Here is a 25,784-nt window from a genome sequence, read left to right as displayed (position 1 = left end):
CATGACCCAAGACACCTCCCGAGGTTGTGCTGGACCACCCGTCGACGAGGAGGAGGCCCGGATTCGCGTCGGCAGGCCGACGAAGCACGCCGCTGGGATCAAAGCGGTGCAGGTTTCGCTGACCCGGGCCGTCAAGCAGATGGGACTGGTGAAGTCCGCCAAGAACCTCCTGGCGCTGAACCAGGAGCAGGGATTCGACTGCATGTCGTGCGCCTGGCCGGATCCGCAGGACCACCGCCACACCGCGGAGTTCTGCGAAAACGGTGCGAAGGCCGTTTCCTGGGAAGGCCAACGCGAGACCGTCGGTCCGGATTTCTTCGCAGTCCACCCCATTTCCGAGCTGTACCAACGGACCGATCACTGGCTGGAACGGCAAGGTCGGCTGGTGCATCCGATGGTCCGCCGCGACGGAGCGGACCACTACGAGCCGATCTCCTGGGACGCCGCGTTCGCGCTGATCGCCCGGCACCTGGCCGCGCTGGACTCGCCCGACGAAGCGGAGTTCTACACTTCCGGTCGCGCCTCGAACGAAGCCGCTTTCGTCTACCAGCTGTTCGCCCGCGCCTTCGGGACGAACAACCTGCCCGACTGCTCGAACATGTGCCACGAGTCGACCTCCGTCGCGCTCGCGCAAACCACAGGCGTGGGCAAGGGATCGGTGACCCTGCAGGACCTCCACGACGCCGACCTGATCATCGTGTCCGGGCAGAACCCGGGGACCAACCATCCGCGGATGTTGTCCGCGCTGGAGAAGGCCAAGCGCAACGGTGCCCGCATCCTGGCGATCAACCCGCTGAAGGAACCGGGACTGCTGCGGTTCGACAACCCGCAGACCCCCCGCGGGCTCACCAAGGGCACCAGCCTCGCCGACGAGTACCTGCAGATCCGCTCCAACGGTGACCTCGCGTTGTGGCGAGCATTCGCGCACCTGCTGCTCCGAGCCGACGACGAGAATCCGGGCCAGGTGATCGACCGGGAGTTCATCGACGCCCACACCGTCGGATTCGAGGCTTGGGAGAAGCACGTCCGAGACCTCGACTGGGACCAGGTCCTCACCGCGACCGGCCTGACCCGAGCGGAGATCGGCTCCGCCGCGCACATGCTGGCCACGTCCCGTCGGATCGTGCACTGCTGGGCCATGGGAATCACCCAGCACCGCAACGGGGTGGCGACCATCAAGGAGATGGTCAACGTCGCCCTGCTCCAAGGCATGATCGGCAAGGAAGGGGCAGGTCTGTGCCCGGTGCGCGGGCACTCGAACGTCCAGGGCGACCGCACCATGGGCATCTGGGAGCGGTCTCCCGACTGGTTCCTCGACGCGCTGCGGGACGAGTTCGGCTTCGAGCCGCCTCGCGAGCACGGCCACGACGCGGCCAACGCGGTGCGCGCGCTCCGCGACGGGCGGGCGCGGGTGTTCATCGGCCTCGGCGGGAACTTCGCCTCGGCGATGTCCGACACCGCCGTGACCGAGTCCGCGCTACGCTCGGCCGCGCTCACCGTGCAGGTCTCGACCAAGCTCAACCGCAGTCACCTCGCCGCGGGCCGGGATGCGCTGATCCTGCCCGCGCTGGGGCGCACGGAGATCGACCGCACCGCAGGGGTGGAGCAACGCGTCACCGTCGAGGACTCGATGTCGGTGGTCCACGCCTCACGTGGCCGGGCGGAACCGGCAGGCCCGCTGCTGAGGTCCGAAGTGGATATATTGTGCGGCATCGCTCACGCCACGCTCGGTGACCGGTACGGTATCCCGTGGCAGGAGTTCGCTCGTGACTACTCCCGCGTCCGGGACCGGGTGGCGCGCGTGATCCCCGGTTTCGAGAATTTCAACGACAAGATCCGGCGCCACGCGGGATTCACGCTGCCGCACCCGCCTCGGGACTCGCGTTCGTTCCCGACGCCCGAGGGCAAAGCGGTCTTCTCGGTGAGTCCTCTGGAAATCGTGACCGTGCCGGAGGGCCGGCTGGTCCTGCAAACGCTTCGCAGCCACGACCAGTTCAACACCACGATCTACGGCCTCGACGACCGCTACCGCGGCATCCGATCAGGCCGGAGGGTGCTGTTCATCAACGAGTTCGATCTGCACGACCAGGGGCTCGCCGACGGCGACCACGTCGACATCATCTCCGAATGGCCGCAACGCGATGGCACGATCGACGAACGATGTGCGAAGCGGTTCCGCCTCGTCGCCTACGACACGCCCCCTGGCTGCGTGGCCGCCTACTACCCCGAGACGAACCCGCTGATCCCCCTGGACTCCCAAGCACTCGGGTCCGGCACCCCCACCTCGAAATGGGTCATCGTCCGCCTGGTCCCCGCTGCGGCGAGCGGATCTACGTCGTCGACCTGGGGCCGCTGAACGGTCTTCGCTTCAACGCCGAGCGGCCGACATCTTCGACTGGGGACCCGCGCAAGGACGATCGCGAGCCCATCGCTGGTGCCTCCGTCCGCCGCGTGCAACGCGGCGGGATCTGCCGCGGTCCCGACCCGCCGGTACGCCGAGAAGGGTGACGGCATGAGGCCGTTCGGACGATTCGGAATCGTCCCTTCAGTCGGGAATGTCGCGAAATGATCCCCCTACGCTGAGATGGCTGGAAGATCCCAGATCGAGCACGAGGAGACGAAGACGATGAACCGATTCCCACGCATGATGACGGTCGCCCTCGGTGTCACGACCGCCTTAGCCGGCACGGTCTTCGCGACTGGCGCTGCCGCCGCCGACGGTTCCGACCACACCGCCGAGCAGTCCGGTATCCGCATCATCGCGCAGGGCGTGACGGCTGACGGCGGCTGGGTCGAGTACACCGGCGTGGGCGAAATCGTCGTCGACGGCACCGCCGACGGCGTGGGAGCGCGGGCCGTGGAGGAAGTCGGTGGCGGCATCTGGAGCTACGGCTCCACGCGGAACGCCATCGGGCAGAAGAGCTGCTACTCGCAGTACCAGCACGACACCGTCGCCCACGGCTCGTCGGTCTCGATGGACGGCAGGGAAGACTCCGACTGGGTCGGCCCGGGCGCGGTATCGAGCGCACGGCTCACCGAGTACACCACGGCGACGTGTAAGACGTACTGGCGCAAGTGATCCCGGCCGCCGGCGGCCAGACCAGGCCGCCGGCGACCCGGCTCGGCACAGCCGGCGCCCTGCGCGCACTGGCCGTCCAAGCCCTCGAACTCGGTCACCCCGACCGCGCACTGGACGCACGTCGTGCCGCGCTCCCGGGCCGGGGCGGGCGTGGACGGAGGCGTGCGCGGGGTCGCGTTGCCCGCGCTGTCCGCTCTTGCTCGTCAACCAGCAGTATCGTGGGGTCGGGCTTGGCATGGCCGTTTTCGTGCTTGGGTCGTCACTCGCGCACAACAGGCGGTGCTTGGGCCGTGATGCGCAGCGATTCGGCCATCGTGAGGAACGGGGCCCAGGTACCGGCCAGCTGCTCGACGGTGAAGCCCGCCGAGAGCAGGTACGTAGCCGCCGTGATCACCTCCCCGGCCTCCTCGCCCACCATGTGCACGCCCAGGATCCGCCCTCCTTCTGGCTCGGACACCAACTTCAGCAGGCCGCTGGTGCGTTGGTTGACCATGGCCCTGGGCACGAAGGCGAGCGGCAACTCGCGGATTTCGCACGGCCGTCCCGCTGCCTCCGCTTCGCGCGGAGTCAGGCCGACCGATGCGATGGCGGGCGAGGTGAAGGTCACCCGGGGAACGGCGGTGTAGTCCAGCGCCCGGGGGCTGTCGCCGAACATGTTGGACACGGCCGCGACGCCCTGGGCGCCGGCCACGTAGACGAACTGCCGCTGTCCGGTGACGTCTCCCGCTGCCCAGATCCGCGGATGGGTGGTGCGCAGGTGCTCGTCGACGAGGACCTCACCGCGCGAGCCCAGCTCCACGTCGACGGCTGCGAGGTTCAGCCCGTCGGTGGCCGGGCGTCGCCCGGTAGCGATCAGGATCTTCTCCGCCGACACCTCTCGCTGGTCGCTGTCGGCGGTCAGCTCGGCGAGGACCCCCCTCCCGGCCGACTGCACGCCGGTCAGCGTCGTGCCGGTCAGGAACTCGACCCCTTCCTCGGCCAGCGCCCGCTGCAAGGCCGCGGACAGGGACGGGTCCTCGAACGGGGCGATGCGCGGGGCCAGTTCCACGACGGTGGTCCTGGCTCCCAGGCGGGCGAACAACTGGGCTTGCTCCAGACCGATCGCATTTCCGCCGATCACGAGCAGCGACTCGGGGACCCGGTCCAGCGACATGGCGCTCGCCGACGTCAGGTGGTCGACGTCGCCGAGGCCGGGGATGTCGGGGATCAGCGGCTCGGCACCGGTGCCGATGAGGACGTGCTCCGCAGAGATCCGCGTCTGCGCACCGTCCTGCCCGGTGACGACCAGCGCGGGACGTTCCTGCCCGGAGGGCGAGAACGACGCCGTGCCGCGCAGGAGATCGATTCCCGCCTGCTCGGTTCCTTTGACGTGGTCTTCTTCGCGCCGTTCGCGGATGAACGCGTCCTTGGCTGCGACCAGCGGTGGCAGGTCGGCAGGTCCGGCTGAGGTCGGGATGCCGGGGAAGCTGCTGTTCTGGGCCGATTTCCGCGCCTCGGCCGCGGCGAGCAGGCTCTTCGACGGGATGCACCCGACGTTGAGGCAGGTGCCACCGGGATCGGCTCGCTCCACCATGGCGACCGACTTGCCGCGCCGTCGCGCTTCCGTCGCTGCGGCCTTGGCCGCAGATCCGGCTCCGATGACCGCGAGGTCGTAGTTCTGGAGGTGGCTGGTGCTGTGCATCACGTGCTCCGGGGGAGGTGGTGGTCAGGCCGCGCTGCCGGCCTGGTGCGGAGTGGTCCGCCGACCGGCTGGACGCGACTACCGCCAGGTGCGGTCGAGGAAGTCGGCGATCAGCGGCGCGATCTGGCCCAGGTGGTCTTCGAGGGCGAAGTGGCCGGTGTCGAAGAGGTGGAGTTCGGCATCGGGCAGGTCGCGCAGGTAGGCGCGGCCGCCGGGTTCGGGGAAGAACGGGTCGTTGCTGCCCCAGGTGATGAGCGCGGGCGGGGTGTGCTCGCGCAGCCAGGCCTGCCAGCGCTCGTAGCGCTCGATGTTGGAGTGGTAGTCGAAGAGCAGCGACAGCTGTGCGCGCTGGCGCTCCGGCTTGTCGAGGAAGTACTGGTCCAGGATCCAGCCGTCCGGGGCGATGAGTTCGGGCGCGGCCACACCGGTCTCGTACTGGCCGCGCGTGGTGGCCGGGGTGAGGAGGTCCCGCAGGGTGTCCTCGGCGCCCGGGTCGTCGGGGTGTTGGGTGAGCACGTCGCGGGCGAGCTCGGAGAGCCCCTCCTCGTAGGCGTTGCCGTTCTGCACGACCAGTCCGGCGATCCACTCGGGTGGCGTTCGGCGAGGCGGAAGCCCGTGGGGGCGCCGTAGTCGAAGACGTACATGACGAACCGGTCCAGTCCGAGCTGCTGGACGAAGCCGTCGATGACCTCGGCGAGCCGGTCGAAGGAGAAGACGAAGCCATCCGGGGTCTCGGTGTGGCCGAACCCGGGCAGGTCCGGGGCGATCAGCCGGTAGTGCGCTCCGAGGACGTCGATGAGGCGGCGGAACTGGTGCGAGGCCGAGGGGAAGCCGTGCAGGAGCAGCAGCACCGGCGCCTCCGCCCGGTCCGGCAGTGACTCGCGGTAGAAGACGCGGACGCCGTCGACCTCGACGTGCCGGTGAGCGGTGCGCGTGATCCGAGCGAACGTCATGCTAATCCTTTCTTGGTTCGTTGATGCATTAGTACGTACGCGATACGTGCTAATGCGTCAAGGAGCGAGGTAGCATTAGCCCATGTCTGATGGAACCCCGCTCGTCGGCGAGCCGCTGGCGTTGGACCTCGTCAACACCCGTCCGGTCACGGGTGATCTGCTCACCACGCTCGACGAGCTGCGTTCCTGGCTCAGGCTTCAAGGTGATCGGCTCCCGGAGGCGTGCGAGGTGTCCGCTCAGCTCACCGAGGAGGACCTGGCCGACGTCCGGGCGATCCGCGAGCACACGGCCGGCGCCCTCGCCCGCGTTCGCCGGGGCGAACGTCCCGACGAGGCCGACCTCGAACCGCTCAATCGCGCGCAGGGCGCCGCGCCCCTCGTCAACGAACTGAGCTGGAACGGGTCGACCACCACTGGCGCCCGACGACGCATCGGCCCGCCCGGAACGTGCGTGGCGGGCTGGCTCGCCGAAGCCGCCGCCGACCTGCTGTCCGATCCAGCGGTCGCCAAGATCCGCGAGTGCGCGGCCGATGACTGCGTGCTGCTGTTCCTGCCGGCTCACTCGCGCCGCCGCTGGTGCTCGGCCACCCGCTGCGGCAACCGAGCCCGCGTCGCCCGGCACTACCAGCGCCACAAGGCCGGATAGCCGAAACGCCCTGGGGGTGTTCCGCCCGGCTCAGGCGCGAGGGCGCTCAGCGGCCTGTCGCCGCCGGGGGTGCAGACGTTCGCGACTGTCCTCCGTCGCATGCTGCGGGACTATCAGGGCCCTTCCGGCATCGGTGGCGGAAGTTTCAGCTCGCTTCCTGGCCTGCGGCCGAGTGCCGTCGTCGCCGACTGTGCTCTTCGCCTCGCCGGATTGACGCGGACATCGCTGACTGGTACCCCTACCCCCTAGGGGTACGAGCCCGGAACGGACGTCCTGGAGACGCGTAGGAGAGGGTGTGACAACGAGGACAGCACCGCGAGGCGGGTTGATCCCGCTGTTGGTGATCGCCACCGCGCAATTGATGCTGGTGTTGGACGACTCGATCGTGACTATCGCGCTGCCGAGCATTCAGCAGGCGTTGGGCGTCGATCCCGTCCGTCTGCCCTGGATCGTCAACGGTTACATCCTCGCCTTCGGCGCGCTGCTGCTGCTCGGCGACCTCTGGGGCCGCAAGCGGACGCTGCAAGTCGGGCTCCTGGTCTTCGTCCTCGGGTCGCTGGCAGGCGGGTTCGGCCAGAACGCCGAGATGCTCATCGCCGGGGTCGCGGCCACCGTCACCACAGGAAGCGGGGACCCGACCCCGCAGCCGCTCGTGGACGGTTACAGCACCGCGCTGATCGTGGGCGCGGGAATCCTGCTCGCGGCAGCGCTCTTGGCGCTCAGCGGTCGAGCCAACGCCGTAGAGCAGACCGCTCACACGGCCGAACTCACCGCAGCCAGGAACCCGGTCCAAGGCTGATCGGCGACGGAGAGACACGCATTGGCAACCCATGCTCCAACGCGGACCGAGGTCCGCCCGCCCTCCGCAGACAGGACTCGACCGGAAAGCGCTGCCTCCTGCGCCTCGACGCCAGAGGCAGGGACAACGAACAGCAAAGGATCAACGATGCACTCTCACAACGACGAAGCGAAGTTCATGGCTGACATCAAGGACGCCGCACCGGAGATGGTCTCGGCCTTCTTCGGATTCGACAAAGCCGTCTTCAACAAGAACACCGGCAACCTCGATCTCGCCACCCGTGAGCTCATCGCGGTCGGCGTCGCGGTGACCACGCAGTGCCCGTTCTGCATCGAGGACCATGCCAAGCGCGCCGTCGAGGCCGGCGCTTCCAAGGCCGATGTCGCTGAAGCCGTCATGGTCGCCGCCGCCCTGCGCGCCGGCGGCGGGGTCACCCACGGATGGAAAGCGATGAAGAGCATCGCCGAGGACGAGTAGGGGGTGGAGGCCGAGGGCGCGCGGGCCAAGACCCGCCGCCGTGGCCAGGCGCGCGAGGACGTCGTGCTGGAGACGGTCTACTGGGATGCTGGAGCCGCCCGGCTACCGACCCGGCTGCTCAGGGGCCGCACCCGTGGACCGGTGTTTCTCACCCATCGCCTTGCTGGCCCCGGCAGGATTCCCGGCCCCCGCGGCACTGCCCGGCAACCGAGTGGGCGCGGCTGTCCTACGGCCAGGCTCGTGCTCTGCTGGATCCCACACCGCGATGCGGGGACCCCGTACCGGGTGGGATCTGCACGAGCTCCGCCCCTCGGCGCTGACCCACCTTGGCGAGCAGGGTGCTTCGCTGCTGCTGGCGAAGTCCCGGCACAAGAAGCCGGAGAACCTCCGCCGCTACGTCAAGCCCTCCGGTCAGGCGATCGCCGAGGTCACCGCCTGCTCGCGCCCGGCGATGGCCGCCGGTGAGGCCGGGGGTTGATCGGTCATCTCGGCGCGGCGCGTGGTGCGCGGTCCAGGCTACGATGCGCCGGCCCCGCTGCGGGGTCGTGCGCTGGCACTTCCGGCCCTCGGAGTCATCTGCTCCCGCCCGAGAGCCGCGTGCTGGGTGAGTCCACCGGTGCGCCCCGGGTGCTGACGGCACGCGGGGCGTGTAGTGTGCGTGGTGGTCGTTGTATTTCTGGGTTCGTGTTGTGTGCATGCTCGCAGGATGTTGATGTAGGCGAGCTTCTTTCTTTGGTCGCAGCTGGAGTGAGCCGCCGTCTGAGATCCCCGGCCCGGGCCTCCGCGCGGTGCGGTTGCCCGTCATACCCCAGCTCCCGAAGGAGACTGACATGATCAACGGAACCGTGAAGTGGTTCAACTCGGAAAAGGGCTTCGGCTTCATCGCTCCGAACGAGGGTGGCCCGGACGTGTTCGTCCACTACTCGGCCATCGACGCCGGCGGCTTCCGCACCCTCGAGGAGGACCAGCAGGTGACCTACGAGGTCAGCCAGGGGCCCAAGGGCCCGCAGGCCGACCTCGTGCGCGCGGTCTGAGACTCCGCTGAGTTCCTTCCCGGCCCGCACCTCGGGTGCGGGCCCGGGGGGGACCGCGGTTTCGGCATAGCTCCCGCACCCACCACTTGCTGTGCGGTTGAGACGGGCCGAGCCGATCTAGTCCAGCAGCACGTTCGCCGCCGTGACGACGCTGCCCACCACTGGGCGCGCAACGACGCGGCTGGCCGCAGCCTGCTGCCACGCCAGTTCTTCACTCTTCCGGTTGAGCCGAGCACCGGTCCACGGGGCGGGTTCCCGGAACTTTGGTTCTGCCTGCGGCCTGCAGCGGCAACTCTCTGCGTTGCGCCAGGCCACAGGATCCTTCGACGTGTATTGGAGCCCGATGCGGGCTAACGACAGCCTGATCACGACCCTGTCCACGGTGTTCACGGTGGATGGTGACCTCACCGGAGACGGTGTCACCCTGCTGGCCGAGTGGCTCTGGCCGCACGTGCTGACCGGACCACCGGACACGCTCGTGGACCTGGCCCTGGCCACCACCATCGACGCCGCCGGGCTCGACCTGCTGGTCGCCACACACGCCTACGCGGCCCACCGGCACATCCCCTTCCGCCTGGTCAACGCGGCGCCCCGCGTGCACCGCATGCTGCATGCGGCCGGAGTGAGCGCACTTCCGGCCCGCAGCCCCCGCGACGAATTCGCCACCACGGCCACGACCCCTGCACCTCGGCAGCACGCCGTGGCGGTGATGGCCTGATGCGGCACTGCCGCCACATCGCGCGGACGTCGTCCGACGATGCCTGGCAGATCACCGATGCCGAAGGCCAGCACACCGCGCGCATCGCCGGCACCGAACACGAGGCGATCGCCCGCGCCCACCACCAGCTCGCCGTCTACGGGGGCGGACGCGTGTTCCGCACCGCCGCCGACTGACCACCCCACCGCTGACCCCCACTGGCCATACCCGTGGGCTTCATGCGTGCGGCCGAGGGCCTCAGACCTCGTGAAAGGACCTTCCTGTGAACCTCTCCACCTCCCTCCGCCCCGGCAACGGGCCGCGGAGCGGCCACGACCCGCGCCCGCCTGGCCGCGGAGACCACTCCCGCGGGCGGAGGCCGGTGGCGCCTGTGGCGTTCCTCGAGCCCGGCCCGGCCCGCACCACCCCGGCCCCGCAGCGTCGGCGCGCAGATCAGGACGAGGAGACCCTGCGCCCGCTGCGCACCCCGTTCAGCGCCGACGAGCCCGGAGGTCGGTGATCGACGCATCAGCCGTGCGCGGCACGAACCTTCGTATCCTTGTGGCATGAGCGAAGTCTTGACGACGCGTCGCGCGTATTCTTCGGTCAAACCCCGGATGCGAGGGTGGATTCACCTGGCCAGCGTGATCGGGTTCGCCGCCTCCGGCACCGTGCTGATCACCCTGGCCGCCACGACCGGCCCGGCGACAACCACCGTGGCGGTGGCGCTCTACATGGCCGGGGTGCTCGGCCTGTTCGGTGTTAGCGCCGTCTATCACCTCATCACGTGGCGCTCCGAGCGCGCCCGCACGTGGATGCGGCGGCTGGATCACTCGATGATCTTCCTGCTGATCGCCGGCACCTACACCCCGATCGGCCTGCTGGCCCTGCCCCAGGACACCGCGCGCATCGTGCTGGGCGTGGTCTGGGCCGGAGCGCTCGGCGGCATGCTGCTCAAACTCGCCTGGCCCCACGCGCCGCGCTGGGTCGGTGTCCCGCTCTACATCGCCCTCGGCTGGGTCGCGGTGTTCGTCCTCGGCGACCTGCTGCGCACCGCCGGTGTCGCGGGACTGGTGCTGCTGCTGGCCGGTGGCGTCCTCTACACCGTCGGAGCCATCAGCTACGCCACCCGGTGGCCCGACCCGTGGCCGAGCAGGTTCGGCTACCACGAGGTCTTCCACACCGCCGTCACCGCAGCGGCGATCTGCCACCACATCACCGTCTGGCTCCTCCTACCCCTCACACCCGCCACCTCGTGACGCGGCGAGCAGGCCCCCGGCTCTCCCGCCTGGGAGCGCCGGGGCCTGTCACGTGGCATCGACGAGGTTTCTCCGGCGAGGAGATCAAGCGGCTTCGGCGCGAGGCTGCGTGCCGGCATCCGGCTGGACCGGATACGAGCGGCCCGCCGTGGTCCGAAGGGCCGCCAGCAGCGCGACCACGAGCACTTGGCGCTGATCGACGCCCGCTTGACCTACCTGCGCGAGTTCGTCCCGCACGTCATCCCCACCCTGTGCGTTTCGAGGCGCCGGTGGAGGGCCAACCCCCTGGCCGCTGCCGTCGATGTGCTCTGCACGAGCTGACCAGGCCGCCAAGGCCGTCACTGCCACGGCGCATCGGCGGAGGGACCGTCACGGTGGGGTCGGACCGTTGAGGTTGCGGGCTTCCTGGAGTTGGTCTTCCAGGGTGACGATGCGGCAGGCGGCGTCGAGACCGGTGCCCTGGTCGACGAGTTCCCGGACGCGGGCGGCCAGGCTCAACTGGGAGCGGGAGTAGCGGCGGTGCCCACCGGAGGAGCGCTGCGGCTCGATCAGGTCTGCTTCGTCCAGGCTGCGCAGGAACGCCGGGGTGGTCCCGAGCATCTCGGCGGCGCGGCCCATGGTGTAAGCGGGGTAGTGCTCGTCATCGAACTTCTCGTCCGCGGTCTGCGGGTCGTGGGTTTCCGGGGTCATCGGCGCCTCCGCATCAAGAGGGGCCCCGGTGCTTTGGCACCGGGGCCCCAGGGTTGTGGGTTCCACTTCCATCAGCCGACCGCGAGATCGGCCTCCTGTGTCCGCGTGCTCCGCACCAGAGGCGGAGACTGCGGGGATCGCGTTCGCGTAACCGAAGACCACCTTCCAATCCGATGGGACTGCGGTACCCGCCCGGCGAAACTCAGCCGAAGGCAGGCGATCCGATGGTGTGCAACCCTCCCCTTCTCCCTCTGTTTCCTGACTTACCTATCCTCACGCGACTGTCGGCTCCGGCCTCGTGCACATACCGGTCATGCCTTGCCGACTGTCCTTGGCCTCCTGCCGGGCCCCTTGCGCTGACCGGCCCCGGCAGGCTCTGACCGTCTTGCACTTGCTCACGGGTAGTTCGTCATCTCCCGTGCCACCTGACATTCTCTCTTGCGACGAGCAGAAGACTACACCCGCGCAATGGGGAATGTCTACTCCGGCGACCACAGCTTTTCTCGATCGAGTGAGGGAACTACGCTCACCTGCGGCTTTCCGCCATGTCCTCCCTCCAGCGTCGCGGGACCGGCCCATCGCGCCAGCCCGCAGCGCTGCGCCAGGCTGCGAGCCGCCGACATCGCCCAGCGTGATATCGATGACGTGCAAGCCTCCCCGGCCAGGCCAGGCAGAGATCGGAAAAGTGCCCGTGCGTGCCCGACTGGTCAGTGCATGGCTGCCTGTGGCGGTAGTGGCCCACTCCGGTGACCGCGCCGGTTGAGGCCGCTGATCTGACCCGCAGCCTGCTGGGCCGACTCACCGCCGCAGCCCAGCATCGCGGCCAGAGGGGCACACGCCCATGTCGACGCGAGCTAACTCGGTGCGCCCGGCTCCGGCGGACCGGTGTACTCAGCGAGCTGGTCCTCGAGAGTGATGATCCGGCACGCCGCCGCCACCGGAGTGCCTTGGTCGATGAGTTCGCGGGCGCGTTCAGCCCGCCGCAACTGACGGCGCGAGTAGCGCCGGTGCCCCCCGGCCGAACGCGCCGGTTCGATGAGGCCAGCCTCTTCCAGCGACCGCAGGAACGGCTGGGTCACCTCCAGCATCTCCGCAGCCCGCCCCATCGTGTAGGCGGGGTAATCCTCGTCGTCGAACTTCGCGTCGGCGCCGTGCCGATCCTGGCTCAATACCGCTCCCTCACCCCCCAACAAGGCCCCCGGTGCACCAGAGGTGCACCGGGGGCCGCAGGGGTAATTACTCACTACTCAAGCCGCTCTTCCATCCACGAACACCGGGAGTGGGGCGGCGGGGAAAACAGTGACTCGACGACCCCCTTCTCGCTCGCGTACGGATCACGGACTTGCCTTCACCCCCTGGGCGGGCAACAGCTGCCAGCCCAGGGGCCTGCATCTCCACTTGCATCACTCGCGGCGCCGATTCGTCGATGATGGCGCTTCAGTGCTCTCCGCCTCTGGAGAGAAACCATAGCACGACCAAGGAACCATGTCTACAGCGGCGACCACAGAAATTTCCCCGGGGCGAGGAACCTGTCACTCGAGGTGGACAGAGCCTGCCGGAGACGGCTCAGGCGCCGTCGCCCTCGTCCGGTTCGGACAGGTCGCGCAGCGGCCACAGGCCACCGGCCAGCCCCGGAGTCAGACACGAGTAGCGGCCGAGCCTGTTGATGTGGTGGCGCACGAACGACGAGAGCCGGGGCGGCCTCGGCATCGCGCACCTCGTAGCCGGCGGCCCGCAGCTCGTTGATCGCGGCATCCAGGCAGCGGGTGGTAGCGGCGAAGCCCGCCAGGAGCCGATCAGCAGCTGCTCGTCGATCTCCGAGCGGTCGACCTCGTTGGGGCCGCCGCCCCACGGCCTCGGCAAATCTCGCAGCGCCGCCAGCCCCCGCTGCCCATCCGGTGCCGCGCCGAAGCGCATCACCTCGCACAGCAGTGGCTCGCTAGGAGGGTGCTCTCAAGTCATCCGTGCGAGTTCGTCGCGCGCTGTCAAGATCGTCCGCCAGGCGGTGCCCCGAAAACGATGGTGCTCGGGCCAGCAGCCTGCGCGAGTTCTCCGCTGCGACTCGGAGGCATCGTCCACGCTGAGCCGTGCTTGAGTGGCCCGGCGGGGCAGCTCGTGCATGCGCTCCCACAGTTCCCGGGGTGGCAAGCCCTCACCCGCGGCTTCGGCGAACTCGGCGAGGCAGTCCGTCACCGACCGGCTCAGCGACCGGACGTTGTCCTCGGCCAGCCGGTAGCGCAACGGCGGCACGAGCACGGGGTTGGACACCAAGCCCGAGGACCGCCCCGAGCAGTGACCAGCCCGCACAGCATGGCGAGGAAACACAAGTGGACTGGGGCGGTGGTCCGGATAGGGCAGCCGCGTTGAACGACACACCGCCCTTCGTCGAAGGAAAATGCATCCCTTCGAATACGAGCAGACCGTACCACTATCCAAATAGGTCAATGTCGGGGTGTTGAGTTCGAGTGTCGCACTGCTTGCCGGTGCAGCGGGGTGCGGGGCATGGCGACGGCACAGCTATGCAGACTGAGGGTCGCCGCATAGGAGGATTCCGCCTCGGCAGTGGCTGTCGAAGCTGCCGTTGCGCTCGATGAACGTGTGGAGTCGCTGCTGTGCCCGTTCCAGCGCCACGTCGAACGGCACGCCGATGGAATTCGGCCCAGGTGCGGTAGGACGCCAGGTGGGCGATCACCGGCGATGGTTCGGTCACGCTGAGCACGCCGGGGGAGCTCCACCACGCGGATGTCGGTGAAGTGGGGCTGGAGCAGGTGCGGTGCGTCGTCCAGCGGCGATCGTCGACGGCGCGGTCCGCGACGTCGCAGCCCTCTCCGCGCAGGGCATGGTGATCTTCGCCCGCGCCGTCACCCCCGCCGGCCCGTTCAAGAACGGTCCGGGAACGGTCGGCGCACCCGTAGCGGTCGGCGGCCACGAATCCCTCTACCGCGACATCATGCGGCCTCAACACGACCTCGGACTCACCGACGCCATCGCCGGCACGTTCAGGCTCCTGCAGAACCAGCTCGCCGACCTCGCCGCCCGTCCCGGCCCGGCCACCGCCGCCCTGGCCGAACGCCTGCAACGCGGCGCCACAGGACACCGCGATCCGAGCGAGCCCTTCGGAGGAACTCCTTGCAGGACGCTCTCCATGGACCTCAACGTTCCGCAGGAGTCGACCGATTTTCCAGGAGTTCGGGAGCTCTTGCTCCCGCATCCCGTTGCCCCGTGGGCGAACCAGCAGTGCGTTCGGCCTGATCCTGAGTTCACGCGCCACGCTCGGCGCGCGGCGCGTGAACCTGGACGTGGCGCAGAGTGCCGCCACGATTTTCACCGCTGGATCGGGCTTTTCGGTCGTTGCTGATCAGGGTTCGTCGTCGACGCGCTCAGCAGTGCATCTGGGCGACCGTCCCCTCGGGTCACACCTGGGGGTGCCCGTCGGCGGAGCGCTGCTCCGCGGCGTCGTAGTCGGCTTCGATCCGCTCCAGTTCCGCCCCTCGGGCGTGGAGGACGACGTTGGCCTTGGCGGAGTCGAAGTCCTTCTCCCACTTGCCGATGACGATGGCGGCGACGGCGTTGCCGAGGACGTTGATGAACACTCGGCCCTCGTTGAGGATCCGGTCGATGCCGACGATCAGGGCGAGCGCGGCGAGCGGCATGTGGCCCACCGCGGTGATGGTGCTGGCCAGGACGATGAAGGCGCCGCCGGCGATACCGGCGGTGCCCTTGCTCGTCAGCATCATGACGCCGACCATCACGAGCTGCTCCTGCCAGGACAGGTCGACGCCGAGGGCCTGGGCGAGGAACAGCGAGGCCATCGTCAGGTAGACCGCGGAACCGTCGAGGTTGAACGAGAACCCGGACGGGATGACGATGCCGACGACCGGGCGCCCGATGCCCATCATCTCCAGCTTGCGGACCAGTTGGGGCAGGACGGCTTCGCTGGAGCAGGTCGACAGCGCGACCAGCAGCTCCGCCTTGAGGAAGCGCATCAGCCCGAACAGGCTCAGCTTGCAGGCGCGCATGATCGTGCCGAGCACGATGAGCACGTAGGCGATGCAGGTGGCGGTGAACAGCAGGATGAGGTAGCCGAGCTGTTGGAGGCTGCCGGCGCCGTAGGTGGCCACGACGGTGGCCAGGGCGCCGAACGTGCCGATCGGGGCCAGCCGCATGACCCAGCCCACGATCCGGAACACCACGCCGGACAGCGCCGAGATGCCACGGGTCAGCGGCGCGCCCGAGGGGCCCGCCATGTTCAGCGCGACGCCGAAGATGATCGAGACGACCAGCGCGGAGAGGATCTCGTGGCCGGTGATCGCGCCGAACAGCGATTCGGGGATGAGGCCGGAGATGAACCCGGTGAACGTCGAGTGCTGTTCGGAAGCGTCGGAAGGAACGCTGCTGGCGTCGAGGGTCGCCGGGTCCACGTTCATGCCGTCACCCGGGCGGAAGATGTTGCCGACCGCGAGGCCGATCAGCATGGACGCCAGTGACAGGACCAGGAAGTAGCCGATCGACTTCACCCCGATCCGCCCGGCTTTGCGGAGGTTGTCCATCGAGGCGATGCCGACGGTGATCACGCAGAAGACGACCGGGACCACGATCATCTTGACCAGCGCGATGAACCAGTCGTTGAGCGGCTTGAGCTCGGCTCCCAGCGAGGGGAATGCCAGGCCGACGGCGACGCCGAGGACGGCGGCGACCACGACCTGGAACCAGAGTTCACCTAACAGCTTGCGGAAGCGGGATCGCTGCGGGCGATCCGGAGCTCTCGTGGCGGACATCGTTGTTGCTCCCTTGCACGACGTTGTGGTGGGGAACCGGCGCGGGGGTTCCCGGTGGGGATCGAGCTCGGCTGGCGGTTCCGGTCGCGGGGCCGCCCCGCGTTGGGCCGGGGCGGCCCCGTTGTCGGCTCAGCTGTGCAGTTCGCGGAGGACTTCGTAGAAGGCGGCCTTGCTCTCGAACCCGATGCCGGGGGCCTCGGTCAATCCGACGTAGCTGTTGTCGACCACGGCGCCGTCGGCGAAACCGCCGGTGGGCTGGAACTCACCCGGGTAGGACTCGTTGCCGCCGAGCTTGAGCGCTGCGGCGATGTGCAGGGAGAACTGGTGCCCTCCGTGCGGGATGCAGCGCCGCGAGGACCAGCCGTGCTGTTCGAGCATGTCCTGGACTCGCAGGTACTCGGTCAGCCCGTAGCTCAACGCGGGGTCGAACTGCAGGTAGTCGCGGTCCGGGCGCAGACCTCCGTAGCGGATCAGGTTGCGCGCGTCCTGCAGCGAGAACAGGTTCTCGCCCGTGGCGATCGGACCGCGGTAGTGCTCGCAGAGGGTGGCGTTGAGCTGGTAGTCCAGCGGGTCGCCGACCTCCTCGTACCAGAACAGGCCGTAGGGCTCGATGGCCTTGCCGTACTGGAGCGCGGTGGCCAGGTCGAACCGCCCGTTGACGTCGACGGCCAACCTGGAACCGTCGCCATCGAGGACCTCGAGCACGGCCTCGATGCGTTCGAGGTCCTCGGCGAGGTCCGCGCCGCCGATCTTCATCTTCACCACGCGGTAGCCCTGGTCGAGGAATCCCTTCATCTCGTCCTGCAGGTCGCGCAGGGTCTTGCCGGGCGCGTAGTAGCCGCCCGCCGCGTAGACGAAGACCTCGTCGTCGGGCCGGCCGTCGCCGTAGCGGTCCGACAGCCACCGGTAGAGCGGCTGCCCGGCGATCTTCGAGGCGAGGTCGAACAGCGCCATGTCCACCACGCCGACCGCGACCGAGCGCTCACCGTGCCCACCGGGCTTCTCGTTGTTCATCATGAAGTCCCACGCGCGGGTGGGGTCGAGCTGGCCGTCCGCAGCGAGCAGCGCCTCCGGGTCCGCCTGCAGCAGGCGGGGGATGACCCGGCGGCGCAAAATCTCCCCGGCGCTGTACCGGCCGTTGGAGTTGAACCCGTAACCCACGACCGGCTCGCCGTCGCGCACGACGTCCGACACGACCGCCACGATCGAGCAGTCCATGGCGCTGAAGTCGATCCAGGCGTTGCGGATCGACGAGCTGATCGGGACGACGCCCTCGTGCACAGCGGTGATCTTCACCAGGCCACTCCTCGTTGTAATTTATAAATAACAACGGGATGCTAGAGTCGGCTCGCGGTTCAGCACAAGACCTGGGCGCGGTGCGGGAGGCGGACGGGGGAGATGGGTGCCGTGAACGTGTTCTCGAGCAAGGGCGATGTCGCCTATGCCGAACTGCGCGAACGCATCCTGTCCGGCCGCTTGGCCCCGAGATCCCGTCTCGCCCAGCACGAACTGGCAGCTGAGATGGGCATGAGCCTCACTCCGCTACGCGAGGCGATCCGCCGCCTCAGCAGTGAAGGGCTCATTGATCTCGACACCCAGCGCGACGCCCGCGTGGCGAGCATGAGCGCCAGCGAGGCCCGGCAGCTCTTCGAAGTCCGGCTTTCCCTCGACCCCACGGCCGCCGGGCTCGCCGCGGAACGCCGGACGGATGACGACATCGCCGCGCTGCGCACCGCAGCCGCTCGGCTGCTCCCGGTAACCCGCGCCTGGGGGGAGGAGGCGCTCACCGCCCACCGTGCCTTCCACCGGGCGCTCTACCTCGCTTCGCGCAACGACGTCCTGATCAGGATGCTCGACGATCTCTGGGACAAGTCCGACCGCTACCGGCGGATCGGATTGGAGCTCCCTCCCGGTGAGGAGCCGCGCACCCGGGACCACCGCGAACACCACGAGCTGGTCGACCTCGTCGCGGCCGGTGACGCCAACGAGGCGCGCGCGCTCATGCACGAGCACATCGAACGCAGCCTCACCGGCTCTGCCATCGACGCCCTCGAAGAGCGTGAGCGCTGCACTGCTGGGGAAGCGAAATCTGAAGCCAGCTGAGCGCAAGCCCGGGAGCGCTTTTGTGCTCGCCGGACCTCGATTTTCCTGTGGCGACTCTTCCCTGCGGCGGTGTCCGGTTCGCCGCTTGTTCTGCTGGAACGGTGATCAGTCGGAGACCGATGATGAACAGTTCCAGGGGGACAGGGCATCCATGAGGAGTCCGATGAGCCGGTGGACCTGTTCTCTGGTGGCGTGCTGCGCCGCGGTGGCAATCCCACCCACGAGGAGCAGTGCGTCGCCGGACGCGATGTCGGTACGCAGACTGCCGTCTTGGGCGCCCGCGTCGAGGAGTGTGGTGACGGCGCCGCTCAGGAGTGCGTGGGCGTGGGCGAAGGGGTCGGCATCGGAGGCGATGGCCGCGTTGAGGGCCGTGCACATGTCGCTGTTGGCCATGGAGTAGTCGAGGAAGTGCTCCAGCCACATCCGGCTGGCTTCGGCGGCCGTGTAGCGGGCCACGAGGTCGGTCGCCGTGTCGCACACGAGGGAGAGCTGGCGGTGATGTGCGGCAACGAGGAGGGCTTCCCTGGTTGGGAAGTGCCGGTAGAGCGTACCGACGCCGACGCCGGCCTCCTTGGCGATGGCGGCCGGCGCGGTGTCCAGTCCCTTCTCCGCGAAGACGCGCGCGGCGACCTCCAGCAGGCGCTTCCGGTTCTTGAGCGCGTCACTCCTGGTCCGGCGGGGGGTGGCGGACATGCGGGGGTCTCCTTCGGTCGACTCCGCTTGCTTTCCGGAATGGGTTCCGCTTCCACTCGAAGTGGAACACGTTCCGCTACAGCCTTACGTCAGGCGGAGCCGGCACCCACCCGCCCCGTCGACACGGCACACGCCGCGGACGGGCGAGGCCGGAGGGCTTCGGATCCCCGTGAGAAGTTCCTCTGCTGGCAGGTCCGGGCCGAGCGGCACCCGCGAACCTCATTCGAAGGGAATCAACCATGGTGGAGACGGTCCTGGAACGTGGTCCGCGACGACGTTCAGACCGTTCTCGGGCGGCCCGGAGTCACGGTCCGGGAGTGGGCTCGCCAGACGTTCGTCGAGGCGACGTGAGCCGACCAGGGCCGTCTAGGCGGTGCTGTCGAAGGCCGGCGGTCGGCCGACGTGAGATCCTTTGCTCTGGCGATGGGTGATCTGTTCGGCTCGTTCCGGGGCTGGTGAACGCGCTTCCGCGACGGCGTGCTCTCCTCTGTGCTCGCTACCAGCGGCGGTGCACTTCTTCGGCCCAGCCGAAGTGGTCCCGGACCTGGTAGGTGCGTCCGGCTTGCGAGGTGACGGTGCCGGAGAACCGGCCGAACACCTGGTCCTCCCGGCTGAGGACGACCACCTTGTCGAACTTCGATGCGCGGTGGAACACCGGGTGGAACCGCACGTCGACGCCGCTGCCGCGGATCCGCCACGGCGCCATCCAATCGGCGGGGTCGTAGAGCCACTCGAGCTCGGTGCTGATCTTCTCGATGCGGCCGTCGATGCGCAGCGAGTTCTCCGTGGACGGCGTGCCCTCCGTCCACTTCGCACCGAACTGGAGGCCGATCTCGTGACCGTCGGTGGAGCCGCTGGCCGATGCCCAGTTCCACACGGTCGAATAGGGCCAGCGGCCCCGGCCGTGATCCATCGTCGCGTAGGAGTCCTCGCCGCCGACGACGTGCTCGCGGCCGTCGAGGACGATTCGGCCCGTCACCGGCAGGCAGTTGTCCTTCCGGGTGTACTGGAAGAGCCTGCTGCTCCAGGGAACGAGGACGCCCATCGACTCGTGGTCCTCGCCGATCTCCACGAACAGCTCCGCCGTCACGCGGTCGGCGTTCGCGGTCAACCAAACCCCGCCGTCGCACGGGTGGATCCCCACATCGAAGCGCTTTCCGCTACCCACGATCGGCCGGGTGCCCCACGGGGCGGACATGGCGTGGTTGCGCTGCAACCACATGACCTCGGCGTCGGCCACCGATTCACGTGTGGCCAGATCCAGGCAGAACAGGGAGAACCCGGATTTGTAGTCGGTGTCGGAGATCGAGAACGCCAGCACCACCTCGGGAGTGGTCACGCACCAGTAGTCGAAGCGCTTGTTGCGGCCCCATCCCGTCAGGTTGTCCCGGTGTCGGGGGAACCGGCTCCAGCCGACCGCTCGAGGATTCAGCCTGCCGTTGGGAAGGCACAGGTCCACGGCGTGGTCGATTTCTCGTTCCATTGACGGCTCCAGATGAATGGGTTGTTCAGTCGTGCGGGTTCTCGGGCGTAGCCTCGCACCGGTGCGTCGGGCCCCTCACCTGCCACCAGATCGACTCGGCGCGCGGGACCACGCGCACCGCCGCTGATGGTTCACGCCGGGCGCTTGCCCAGGTCCTCGAGGATCTTCGGGTATTCCGCGTCGAGCTTGTGGAAGGACAGCAGCACGATCATCATGAGACTGACGACCACCGGAACCCAGATGAACAGCGCGGAGATCGCCGAGATCGCCCCGGGCGACTGCACGGCCTGGGTGCCGACGTAACCGCTCAGCGCGAGACTCCAACCGATCAGCGCGCTGCCCAGTCCGGTTCCGATCTTGATGCCCATGCTGGCGCCGCTGTAGATCAGGCCTTCGATTCGGATTCCGGTTCGCCACTGGCCGTACTCCATCGTGTCGGCCAGCATCGCGAAGATGATCCCCATGACGGCCGCCTTGCCGAACCCGCGCACCACCTGACCGATGGTGGCCAGCGCAACGTTGTCCGGGTCGATGAGGATGATCAACGATCCGACGACCGCGACGGCGCAACCGACGATCGCGGTGTTGCGCTTGCCGAAGCGCTTGGCCACTGGGACGACGAACAGGATCCCGATCAGCGTCGAGAGGGTCAGCGCGGTCGCCAGCGCACCGACCAGCGCCGGGTCTCCGATGACGTACTTCGCGAAGTACACGGCCATGCCGGCGGTGATGCCGTTGAACACGTACATCAGCAGCAGCACCGCGGTGACGATCGCCCAGTACTTGTTGCGCAGCAAGGAGCCGAGCCCGTCCTTGACCGACGGGCGGGTGCCGTCATCTTGCTCGTTCGACGACGGATCGGTGCGTTCCACCGTGGACCGGAAGGTGATGAAGTAGATCGCGGCGGCGATGATGCCGTACACGACGAACACGGAAATCCAGCCGGACTGGCCGCCGCCGAGTGCGTCGACGAACGGGATGGTGACGTTGCTGATCGCGATGATCGCCACGTAGGCGCCGACCATCTTCGCCACGTTCAGGATGGACCGCTGGTGCTGGTCGTAGGTCATCAACGCGCCGAGAGTGCCGTGCGGGATCTCCACCGCCGTGTAGATCAGCAAGGCGATATTGTAGGTGATGACGACGTAGATGATCTCCGTGACGCCGCTGCTGCCGACCGGCACGGTGAACAGCAGGACCGCGGCGATCGCGAAGGGGATCGCAAGCCACAGCAACCAGGGCCGCGCTTTTCCGTGCCGGGAACGCGTCTTGTCGAGCATGACGCCCATCGCCACGTCGCTGACCCCGTCGAGGATCCGCGAGAAGAACAGGATGGTGCCGATGACCCCGGCGGCGATACCGGCGACGTCGGTGTAGAAGAAGACCAAGAACGTCGAGATGCCGGTCCAGATGACGTTGTTGGCGGCACCGCCCATCCCGTAACCGATTTTCTCCCAGCGACCGGGTTGCCCGGAGGCGTCGTCGGCTGTGCTTCTCGCTGTGTCGAAGGTGCTCGAACCCGGCGTTGACATCGTCGTCCTCGCTTCAGTTTCTTCAATCCGAAAGTCCGCCCGGTGACCTGAGCCGAGCACAGGCGGCCGCTCACGGATGGCCGCAGACCTCAACGCCCACTCCAACGAAGTGGGCGATCACACGAGCGCCTGCATCAGGTGAGCCACGTACGCCGCGCAAAAAGGACAGACCGCACTGTGGAGTGGTCTTCCGAGGGGGAGCGGGAGACGGGTCCGTGCTTCGCGTGCTCGACACCATCGTTCTCCCCATCGATCTGCCGCATGAGCCGTCCGAGCGGCACGGCGGCGGTCTTGACGGGAAGTTCGCACACGTCAGCACAGTGGTGCAAGATCGTGCACGGACGTGCACGGTCACGGAGGCGGTGTGGGAATCCTCCCACTCCTCCGGCTGGTGCAAGGCGTGATCACGGATGGTGTTGACGAAGCTGGCCAGCCGTGTCCTCATCGATGATGAGATCGGTGATCGTCCCCGCCCGCAGTGCGGCGCGGAGCGCCGGGACCTTCGATTCGCCAGCGACCACGCAGACGCGGCGCCGCACCAGTTTGAGCTCGTGCGGCCGGGGACCCGTGGTTCGCTCGTTGAGCGGGATGTCCGCATACGAGCCGTCCGCGCGCAGCATCACCGTGCAGACGTCACCGACGACCTTCTCCCGACGCAGCGTCTCCATGTCCTCGTCGTCCAGGTAGCCCGCTGCGTAGACGTGCGACGCCAGGCCACCGGCTAGGGAACCGACTCCGAACAGCGCCATGTCAGCCCGGCGTTGCAAGGCGAGCACCCGGCGTATCGAACGCTCTCGCCACATGGCTTCCTTGGTCGTCGTGTAGTCGAAGAACGCGGGGACGGGAAAGTGGTGCATGCTGGCGTCGAACGCGGTGGCGGCAGCGGCGATGATCGCCCCTGCGTGGTTGACGCCCGAGGTGTTGGCATTGGCGGCACCGTTGAGCTGGACGACCGCGCTTTCCGGGCACGGGTGCGGGGTGAGGTGCTGGGTTACCGCCGCGATCGTCGTGCCCCACGCGATTCCGAGTACGGTGCCGGGCTCCATCCAGCTGGCGACCAGGCGTGCGGCGACCCGCGCGACGAGGTCGAGGCGGCGCACCTCGGTGTCGCTTTCGCGCACGGACACGAGATGGATGCGCACGCCGAACTCGTGGCCCAGGTCGTTCGACAGCGACTCCGGGGTCGTGCCGGGGTCCTGGAGGCTGATCTTCACCACGCCGGTTTCCCGAGCCTCGGCGAGCAGGCGGGAGACGGTGGACCGGGAGACCCCGAGGCGGCGTGCGATGGCCTCCATCGTCTCGCCCTGAAAGTAGTACAGGAGCGCCGCCTCGTAGGCGGTGTGCTCGTTCTTTCTCATACCGCACCTTCACCAGGCGTGGCACGAGTAGGCGCCGGGTGGCGAGTGGGGCGTCCGATTGCTTTCACGTCCCCATCATCTCCTCCACCTACACGCTGCTGAGCACGTCGAGCCCGCGGGGGCGTGCCGCCCTCCGATCGTTCGAGCATCACCTCGGTGTGTCTGAGTGGTAGCTCGGTTTCGGTGGCACGGCGGTCGGAGCGGGCCCGAGCTCGAGTTGGGTTCAGGACGGCCGCGGAGATCACGTGGTGCAGGGCCGGTGTGGGGTTCAGATTCCGGCGAGGTCTTCTCGGTCCTGCGCCCCGGCCGCCCGCAGTTCGGGGTGCTCGTCCCGGATCGCGGCCGCGTGCTTGATGTGGTCGGCGGTGAGCCGGGCCGCGGCCTCGGCGTCGCGGCTGCGCACCGCGTCGAGGATGCCGTCGTGGTCGCGTTGCAGTGCTTCGGCGTTCTCCGCGGTCCAGATGGTGGCCGGTGGGGTGAAGCGCACCCAGAGCGCTTCGGCGTACTGCTGCACCAGCGGCGAGGACTGCTCGTAGAGCGCGAAGTGGAAGCGCTTGTTGAGCAGGGAGAGTTCGGCGGCCGGGGCGTGGTCGTCGATCGCGCGGCGGATCTCGCCGTGCCGCCGCTCGACCTCGCGCAGGCCTTCGGGGGACATCCGCTCCACCGCCATGCCGGCGGCGACGGATTCCACGGCGGCGCGCAGCCGGTAGAGGTCGGCTGCCGTCTCCGGGGTCATCTCCCGCACGGTGGCGCCCTTGTGGGCGGAGTAGACGACCATCCCGTCGGCTTCGAGGAGGCGCAACGCCTCGCGGACGGGGGTGGCGCTCACGCCGTAGCGCTTGGCCAGGACCGTCTGCTTGATCAGTTCTCCCGGGCGGAGAGTGCCGGCGGCGACGTCCTCGCGGATCCGCTCGGCGACCCAGGCCGTGCGGCTTTGCGGGGGTGGGCCCGCGTTGCCGTTGGTCATGGTGCCGCCTTCCTGTCCGGGACTGCCGAGCGCGGTCTGGCGTCAACATTCTATGGGTTGTGGACTACGACGAGAAACCAGCCTCCCTATGGACAGCACTCTATAGAGTATGTAGCTTCGTCCCGCGGTCGCCGACGACGATGTCGCGACCCACGTCGAGCGGGGAGAAGTGCATGGACGCACACGCGGGGCTGACCTGGCACGTCGCGCAGTGGATCGTCGAGCAGCAGGCACGTCCGTTGCCCGCTGAGCTCGACCGCCACCTGCGGCGGATGACGCTCGACGCGGTGGCCGGGATGGTGGCCAGCTCGGTGGGCCCGGTGACCGGTGCGGTCGCCCGGCACGCGCGGTCGCTCTACCCGGGGGACGCCGTCACCGCGATCGGGCGGGGGCCGGCGTCGGTCCTCGGGGCGTGCCTGGTGAACGGCACCAGCGGGCACGGCATCGAGTCCGACGAGGGCTACACCCCGGGCAGCATGCATCCGACCTCGGTGGTGCTCCCGGTCGTGTTCGCGCTGGGCGAGAGCCTGGGCGCCGACGCCGGCCGGGTGCGGGTCGCCGCCGCGATCGGCATGGAGCTGGCCTGCCGGATCGCCGCCGCCGGCCACCCGGCGACCCGCGACCGGCACTTCCACAACACCCCGCTGGGCGGGGTGTTCGGGGCCGCGGCGGCGGCCGCCGTGCTGCGCGGGCTGTCGGTCACCGAGACCGCCAACGCCCTCGGGATCGCCGGCTCGCACGCAGGTGGGCTGTTCGAGTTCCTCGGCGGTTCGGCCGAGATCAAGCGGTTCCACCCGGGCAAAGCCGCCCGGGACGGCATCGCCGCGGCCGACCTCGCCGCGTCGGGTCTCACCGGGCCGACCACCGTCCTGGAGGGCGTGGACGGCTACTTCGCGGCCTACGCCGGCGCGGAGTGGTTCCCGGAGCGGGTTCGGGGTGGCCTGGGCGAGGAGTGGGTGCTGCGAAAGACCTACGTCAAGCCCTACCCGTGCTGCCGGCACCTGCACGGCGCCATCGACGGCGCGCTGGAACTGCGCCGCGAGCACGGCATCGACCCGGCATCGATCACCGCGGTGCGGGTGGGGACCTTCCCGATCGCGGCGCGGCACTCCGAGACCGACGTGGACACGATCCTGCAGGCGCAGCTGAGCCTGCCCTACGCCGTCGCCGTCGCCCTGACCCGCGGCGCGGTGACGCTGACCGACTTCGGGGCCGACGCGCGCGGCGACACCGCGGTGCGGGCCTTGGCGGACAAGGTCTCGGTGACCGTCGACCCGGACGCCGACGCCGCCTACCCGGGTGGCGGTCGGCCGGCCCGCACGACGCTGGAGCTGACCGGTGGGCGCACCTGCACCACCTGGGTGCAGCACCCCTACGGCGAGCCGGCGAACCCGCTGTCGGACGAGGCGCTGGAACGGAAGGTCCGGGGCCTCTGCGAACCCGTCGTGGGCATCACCGCCACGACCGAGCTGATCGATGCGGTCCGGGCTTTCGACGACCTCGGCTTCCTCGCCGCGGTCGACCGCGCGATCCGCGCGGCCGCCGGCTGACCGCA

General features: G+C 68.7%; 28 protein-coding genes. 14 read left to right on the top strand and 14 right to left on the bottom strand.

The window, feature by feature from the left end; translation table 11 throughout:
• Position 1 precedes the first annotated feature (1 nt).
• Together ACQP0T_RS18280 and ACQP0T_RS18275 are read left to right on the top strand one after the other, a co-directional pair.
• A complete protein-coding gene (locus ACQP0T_RS18280) occupies positions 2-2,356 on the top strand; it encodes an FdhF/YdeP family oxidoreductase (protein ID WP_433869183.1) in 2,355 nt (784 codons plus the stop codon).
• 228 nt (positions 2,357-2,584) lie between these two features.
• Positions 2,585-3,079 carry a lactococcin 972 family bacteriocin gene (locus tag ACQP0T_RS18275; protein ID WP_433869182.1) on the top strand — a complete coding sequence of 165 codons (495 nt, stop codon included), beginning with the start codon at positions 2,585-2,587 and terminating at the stop codon, positions 3,077-3,079.
• A 259-nt stretch (positions 3,080-3,338) separates the two neighbouring features.
• Here ACQP0T_RS18275 and merA read toward each other — a convergent pair whose 3' ends face one another.
• Together merA and ACQP0T_RS18265 are read right to left on the bottom strand one after the other, a co-directional pair.
• Complete coding sequence (merA, locus tag ACQP0T_RS18270) at positions 3,339-4,760, bottom strand: mercury(II) reductase (RefSeq protein WP_433869181.1); 1,422 nt, start codon at positions 4,758-4,760, stop codon at positions 3,339-3,341.
• A gap of 110 nt (positions 4,761-4,870) precedes the next feature.
• Positions 4,871-5,713 carry an alpha/beta fold hydrolase gene (locus ACQP0T_RS18265; protein WP_433873763.1) on the bottom strand — a complete coding sequence of 281 codons (843 nt, stop codon included), beginning with the start codon at positions 5,711-5,713 and terminating at the stop codon, positions 4,871-4,873.
• An 82-nt stretch (positions 5,714-5,795) separates the two neighbouring features.
• Here ACQP0T_RS18265 and ACQP0T_RS18260 point away from each other — a divergent pair, with 82 nt between their 5' ends.
• The 9 genes from ACQP0T_RS18260 to trhA all read left to right on the top strand — a co-directional run bounded on the left by ACQP0T_RS18260 (position 5,796) and on the right by trhA (position 10,625).
• The gene (locus ACQP0T_RS18260; protein WP_433869180.1) at positions 5,796-6,359 is read left to right on the top strand and encodes a CGNR zinc finger domain-containing protein; all 564 of its coding nucleotides are present in this window, start codon (positions 5,796-5,798) and stop codon (positions 6,357-6,359) included.
• Positions 6,360-6,684: 325 nt separating this feature from the next.
• On the top strand, positions 6,685-7,158 hold the full coding sequence (locus ACQP0T_RS18255; protein WP_433869179.1) for a hypothetical protein: 474 nt from the start codon (positions 6,685-6,687) through the stop codon (positions 7,156-7,158).
• Positions 7,159-7,305: 147 nt separating this feature from the next.
• Complete coding sequence (locus tag ACQP0T_RS18250) at positions 7,306-7,635, top strand: carboxymuconolactone decarboxylase family protein (protein WP_433869178.1); 330 nt, start codon at positions 7,306-7,308, stop codon at positions 7,633-7,635.
• A 265-nt stretch (positions 7,636-7,900) separates the two neighbouring features.
• A complete protein-coding gene (locus ACQP0T_RS18245; protein ID WP_433869177.1) occupies positions 7,901-8,113 on the top strand; it encodes a hypothetical protein in 213 nt (70 codons plus the stop codon).
• 352 nt (positions 8,114-8,465) lie between these two features.
• Positions 8,466-8,669: a cold-shock protein gene (locus tag ACQP0T_RS18240; RefSeq protein WP_433869176.1), complete on the top strand. Its 204-nt coding sequence runs from the start codon at positions 8,466-8,468 to the stop codon at positions 8,667-8,669.
• A 142-nt stretch (positions 8,670-8,811) separates the two neighbouring features.
• Positions 8,812-9,387, top strand: coding sequence for an STAS domain-containing protein (locus tag ACQP0T_RS18235; protein ID WP_433869175.1), 576 nt, complete (start codon positions 8,812-8,814; stop codon positions 9,385-9,387).
• A complete protein-coding gene (locus ACQP0T_RS18230) occupies positions 9,387-9,563 on the top strand; it encodes a hypothetical protein (protein ID WP_433869174.1) in 177 nt (58 codons plus the stop codon). The genes ACQP0T_RS18235 and ACQP0T_RS18230 overlap by 1 nt, the downstream gene beginning before the upstream one ends.
• 185 nt (positions 9,564-9,748) lie before the next feature.
• Complete coding sequence (locus ACQP0T_RS18225; RefSeq protein WP_433869173.1) at positions 9,749-9,886, top strand: hypothetical protein; 138 nt, start codon at positions 9,749-9,751, stop codon at positions 9,884-9,886.
• A gap of 97 nt (positions 9,887-9,983) precedes the next feature.
• The gene (gene trhA / locus ACQP0T_RS18220) at positions 9,984-10,625 is read left to right on the top strand and encodes a PAQR family membrane homeostasis protein TrhA (RefSeq protein WP_433869172.1); all 642 of its coding nucleotides are present in this window, start codon (positions 9,984-9,986) and stop codon (positions 10,623-10,625) included.
• Between the two features lie 84 nt (positions 10,626-10,709).
• Here trhA and ACQP0T_RS18215 read toward each other — a convergent pair whose 3' ends face one another.
• The 5 genes from ACQP0T_RS18215 to ACQP0T_RS18195 all read right to left on the bottom strand — a co-directional run bounded on the left by ACQP0T_RS18215 (position 10,710) and on the right by ACQP0T_RS18195 (position 13,583).
• Positions 10,710-10,862: a hypothetical protein gene (locus ACQP0T_RS18215; protein ID WP_433869171.1), complete on the bottom strand. Its 153-nt coding sequence runs from the start codon at positions 10,860-10,862 to the stop codon at positions 10,710-10,712.
• Between the two features lie 132 nt (positions 10,863-10,994).
• A complete protein-coding gene (locus tag ACQP0T_RS18210; RefSeq protein WP_433869170.1) occupies positions 10,995-11,315 on the bottom strand; it encodes a MerR family transcriptional regulator in 321 nt (106 codons plus the stop codon).
• 854 nt (positions 11,316-12,169) lie between these two features.
• A complete protein-coding gene (locus tag ACQP0T_RS18205) occupies positions 12,170-12,484 on the bottom strand; it encodes a MerR family transcriptional regulator (protein WP_369774771.1) in 315 nt (104 codons plus the stop codon).
• Between the two features lie 397 nt (positions 12,485-12,881).
• A complete protein-coding gene (locus ACQP0T_RS18200) occupies positions 12,882-13,232 on the bottom strand; it encodes a hypothetical protein (RefSeq protein ID WP_433869169.1) in 351 nt (116 codons plus the stop codon).
• Positions 13,233-13,268: 36 nt separating this feature from the next.
• The gene (locus ACQP0T_RS18195) at positions 13,269-13,583 is read right to left on the bottom strand and encodes a hypothetical protein (RefSeq protein WP_433869168.1); all 315 of its coding nucleotides are present in this window, start codon (positions 13,581-13,583) and stop codon (positions 13,269-13,271) included.
• Positions 13,584-14,088: 505 nt separating this feature from the next.
• Between ACQP0T_RS18195 and ACQP0T_RS18190 the strand changes: the two genes are divergently transcribed.
• Positions 14,089-14,673, top strand: coding sequence for a hypothetical protein (locus ACQP0T_RS18190; protein WP_433869167.1), 585 nt, complete (start codon positions 14,089-14,091; stop codon positions 14,671-14,673).
• Between the two features lie 55 nt (positions 14,674-14,728).
• Here the strand turns inward: ACQP0T_RS18190 and ACQP0T_RS18185 are convergent, their stop codons facing one another.
• Together ACQP0T_RS18185 and ACQP0T_RS18180 are read right to left on the bottom strand one after the other, a co-directional pair.
• Entirely contained in the window at positions 14,729-16,093 is a 1,365-nt protein-coding gene (locus ACQP0T_RS18185) for a cation:dicarboxylate symporter family transporter (protein ID WP_433869166.1), read from the bottom strand.
• 129 nt (positions 16,094-16,222) lie between these two features.
• Complete coding sequence (locus tag ACQP0T_RS18180; RefSeq protein ID WP_433869165.1) at positions 16,223-17,389, bottom strand: mandelate racemase/muconate lactonizing enzyme family protein; 1,167 nt, start codon at positions 17,387-17,389, stop codon at positions 16,223-16,225.
• Between the two features lie 102 nt (positions 17,390-17,491).
• Between ACQP0T_RS18180 and ACQP0T_RS18175 the strand changes: the two genes are divergently transcribed.
• Entirely contained in the window at positions 17,492-18,196 is a 705-nt protein-coding gene (locus ACQP0T_RS18175) for a GntR family transcriptional regulator (RefSeq protein ID WP_433869164.1), read from the top strand.
• A gap of 105 nt (positions 18,197-18,301) precedes the next feature.
• On the opposite strand, the gene ACQP0T_RS18170 is transcribed toward ACQP0T_RS18175, so the two are convergent.
• The 5 genes from ACQP0T_RS18170 to ACQP0T_RS18150 all read right to left on the bottom strand — a co-directional run bounded on the left by ACQP0T_RS18170 (position 18,302) and on the right by ACQP0T_RS18150 (position 24,229).
• A complete protein-coding gene (locus ACQP0T_RS18170; RefSeq protein ID WP_433869163.1) occupies positions 18,302-18,889 on the bottom strand; it encodes a TetR/AcrR family transcriptional regulator in 588 nt (195 codons plus the stop codon).
• 496 nt (positions 18,890-19,385) lie between these two features.
• Positions 19,386-20,372: a DUF2804 domain-containing protein gene (locus tag ACQP0T_RS18165; RefSeq protein ID WP_433869162.1), complete on the bottom strand. Its 987-nt coding sequence runs from the start codon at positions 20,370-20,372 to the stop codon at positions 19,386-19,388.
• Positions 20,373-20,503: 131 nt separating this feature from the next.
• Positions 20,504-21,997: an MFS transporter gene (locus ACQP0T_RS18160; protein ID WP_433869161.1), complete on the bottom strand. Its 1,494-nt coding sequence runs from the start codon at positions 21,995-21,997 to the stop codon at positions 20,504-20,506.
• A gap of 311 nt (positions 21,998-22,308) precedes the next feature.
• Complete coding sequence (locus tag ACQP0T_RS18155; RefSeq protein ID WP_433869160.1) at positions 22,309-23,262, bottom strand: sugar-binding transcriptional regulator; 954 nt, start codon at positions 23,260-23,262, stop codon at positions 22,309-22,311.
• A 268-nt stretch (positions 23,263-23,530) separates the two neighbouring features.
• The gene (locus ACQP0T_RS18150) at positions 23,531-24,229 is read right to left on the bottom strand and encodes a GntR family transcriptional regulator (RefSeq protein ID WP_433869159.1); all 699 of its coding nucleotides are present in this window, start codon (positions 24,227-24,229) and stop codon (positions 23,531-23,533) included.
• 173 nt (positions 24,230-24,402) lie between these two features.
• Here ACQP0T_RS18150 and ACQP0T_RS18145 point away from each other — a divergent pair, with 173 nt between their 5' ends.
• Complete coding sequence (locus ACQP0T_RS18145) at positions 24,403-25,779, top strand: MmgE/PrpD family protein (protein WP_433869158.1); 1,377 nt, start codon at positions 24,403-24,405, stop codon at positions 25,777-25,779.
• Positions 25,780-25,784: the final 5 nt, after the last annotated feature.

Origin of the sequence: Saccharopolyspora sp. CA-218241, assembly GCF_050954615.1 — a bacterium.
Lineage (GTDB): Bacteria > Actinomycetota > Actinomycetes > Mycobacteriales > Pseudonocardiaceae > Saccharopolyspora > Saccharopolyspora cebuensis.
The sequence above is the reverse complement of the archived record's forward strand: the minus strand, read 5'-3'. Positions and strand labels throughout refer to the sequence as shown.

What these genes read in the sequence shown, in the direction of transcription:
- ACQP0T_RS18280 (WP_433869183.1), top strand. Translation starts at nt 2, where the DNA reads ATGACCCAAGACACCTCCCGAGGTTGTGCTGGACCACCCGTCGACGAG.
- ACQP0T_RS18275 (WP_433869182.1), top strand. Translation starts at nt 2,585, where the DNA reads ATGGCTGGAAGATCCCAGATCGAGCACGAGGAGACGAAGACGATGAAC.
- merA (WP_433869181.1), bottom strand. Translation starts at nt 4,760, where the DNA reads ATGCACAGCACCAGCCACCTCCAGAACTACGACCTCGCGGTCATCGGA.
- ACQP0T_RS18265 (WP_433873763.1), bottom strand. Translation starts at nt 5,713, where the DNA reads ATGACGTTCGCTCGGATCACGCGCACCGCTCACCGGCACGTCGAGGTC.
- ACQP0T_RS18260 (WP_433869180.1), top strand. Translation starts at nt 5,796, where the DNA reads ATGTCTGATGGAACCCCGCTCGTCGGCGAGCCGCTGGCGTTGGACCTC.
- ACQP0T_RS18250 (WP_433869178.1), top strand. Translation starts at nt 7,306, where the DNA reads ATGCACTCTCACAACGACGAAGCGAAGTTCATGGCTGACATCAAGGAC.
- ACQP0T_RS18245 (WP_433869177.1), top strand. Translation starts at nt 7,901, where the DNA reads ATGCGGGGACCCCGTACCGGGTGGGATCTGCACGAGCTCCGCCCCTCG.
- ACQP0T_RS18240 (WP_433869176.1), top strand. Translation starts at nt 8,466, where the DNA reads ATGATCAACGGAACCGTGAAGTGGTTCAACTCGGAAAAGGGCTTCGGC.
- ACQP0T_RS18230 (WP_433869174.1), top strand. Translation starts at nt 9,387, where the DNA reads ATGCGGCACTGCCGCCACATCGCGCGGACGTCGTCCGACGATGCCTGG.
- trhA (WP_433869172.1), top strand. Translation starts at nt 9,984, where the DNA reads ATGCGAGGGTGGATTCACCTGGCCAGCGTGATCGGGTTCGCCGCCTCC.
- ACQP0T_RS18210 (WP_433869170.1), bottom strand. Translation starts at nt 11,315, where the DNA reads ATGACCCCGGAAACCCACGACCCGCAGACCGCGGACGAGAAGTTCGAT.
- ACQP0T_RS18200 (WP_433869169.1), bottom strand. Translation starts at nt 13,232, where the DNA reads ATGCGCTTCGGCGCGGCACCGGATGGGCAGCGGGGGCTGGCGGCGCTG.
- ACQP0T_RS18185 (WP_433869166.1), bottom strand. Translation starts at nt 16,093, where the DNA reads ATGTCCGCCACGAGAGCTCCGGATCGCCCGCAGCGATCCCGCTTCCGC.
- ACQP0T_RS18175 (WP_433869164.1), top strand. Translation starts at nt 17,492, where the DNA reads ATGGGTGCCGTGAACGTGTTCTCGAGCAAGGGCGATGTCGCCTATGCC.
- ACQP0T_RS18170 (WP_433869163.1), bottom strand. Translation starts at nt 18,889, where the DNA reads ATGTCCGCCACCCCCCGCCGGACCAGGAGTGACGCGCTCAAGAACCGG.
- ACQP0T_RS18165 (WP_433869162.1), bottom strand. Translation starts at nt 20,372, where the DNA reads ATGGAACGAGAAATCGACCACGCCGTGGACCTGTGCCTTCCCAACGGC.
- ACQP0T_RS18155 (WP_433869160.1), bottom strand. Translation starts at nt 23,262, where the DNA reads ATGAGAAAGAACGAGCACACCGCCTACGAGGCGGCGCTCCTGTACTAC.
- ACQP0T_RS18150 (WP_433869159.1), bottom strand. Translation starts at nt 24,229, where the DNA reads ATGACCAACGGCAACGCGGGCCCACCCCCGCAAAGCCGCACGGCCTGG.
- ACQP0T_RS18145 (WP_433869158.1), top strand. Translation starts at nt 24,403, where the DNA reads ATGGACGCACACGCGGGGCTGACCTGGCACGTCGCGCAGTGGATCGTC.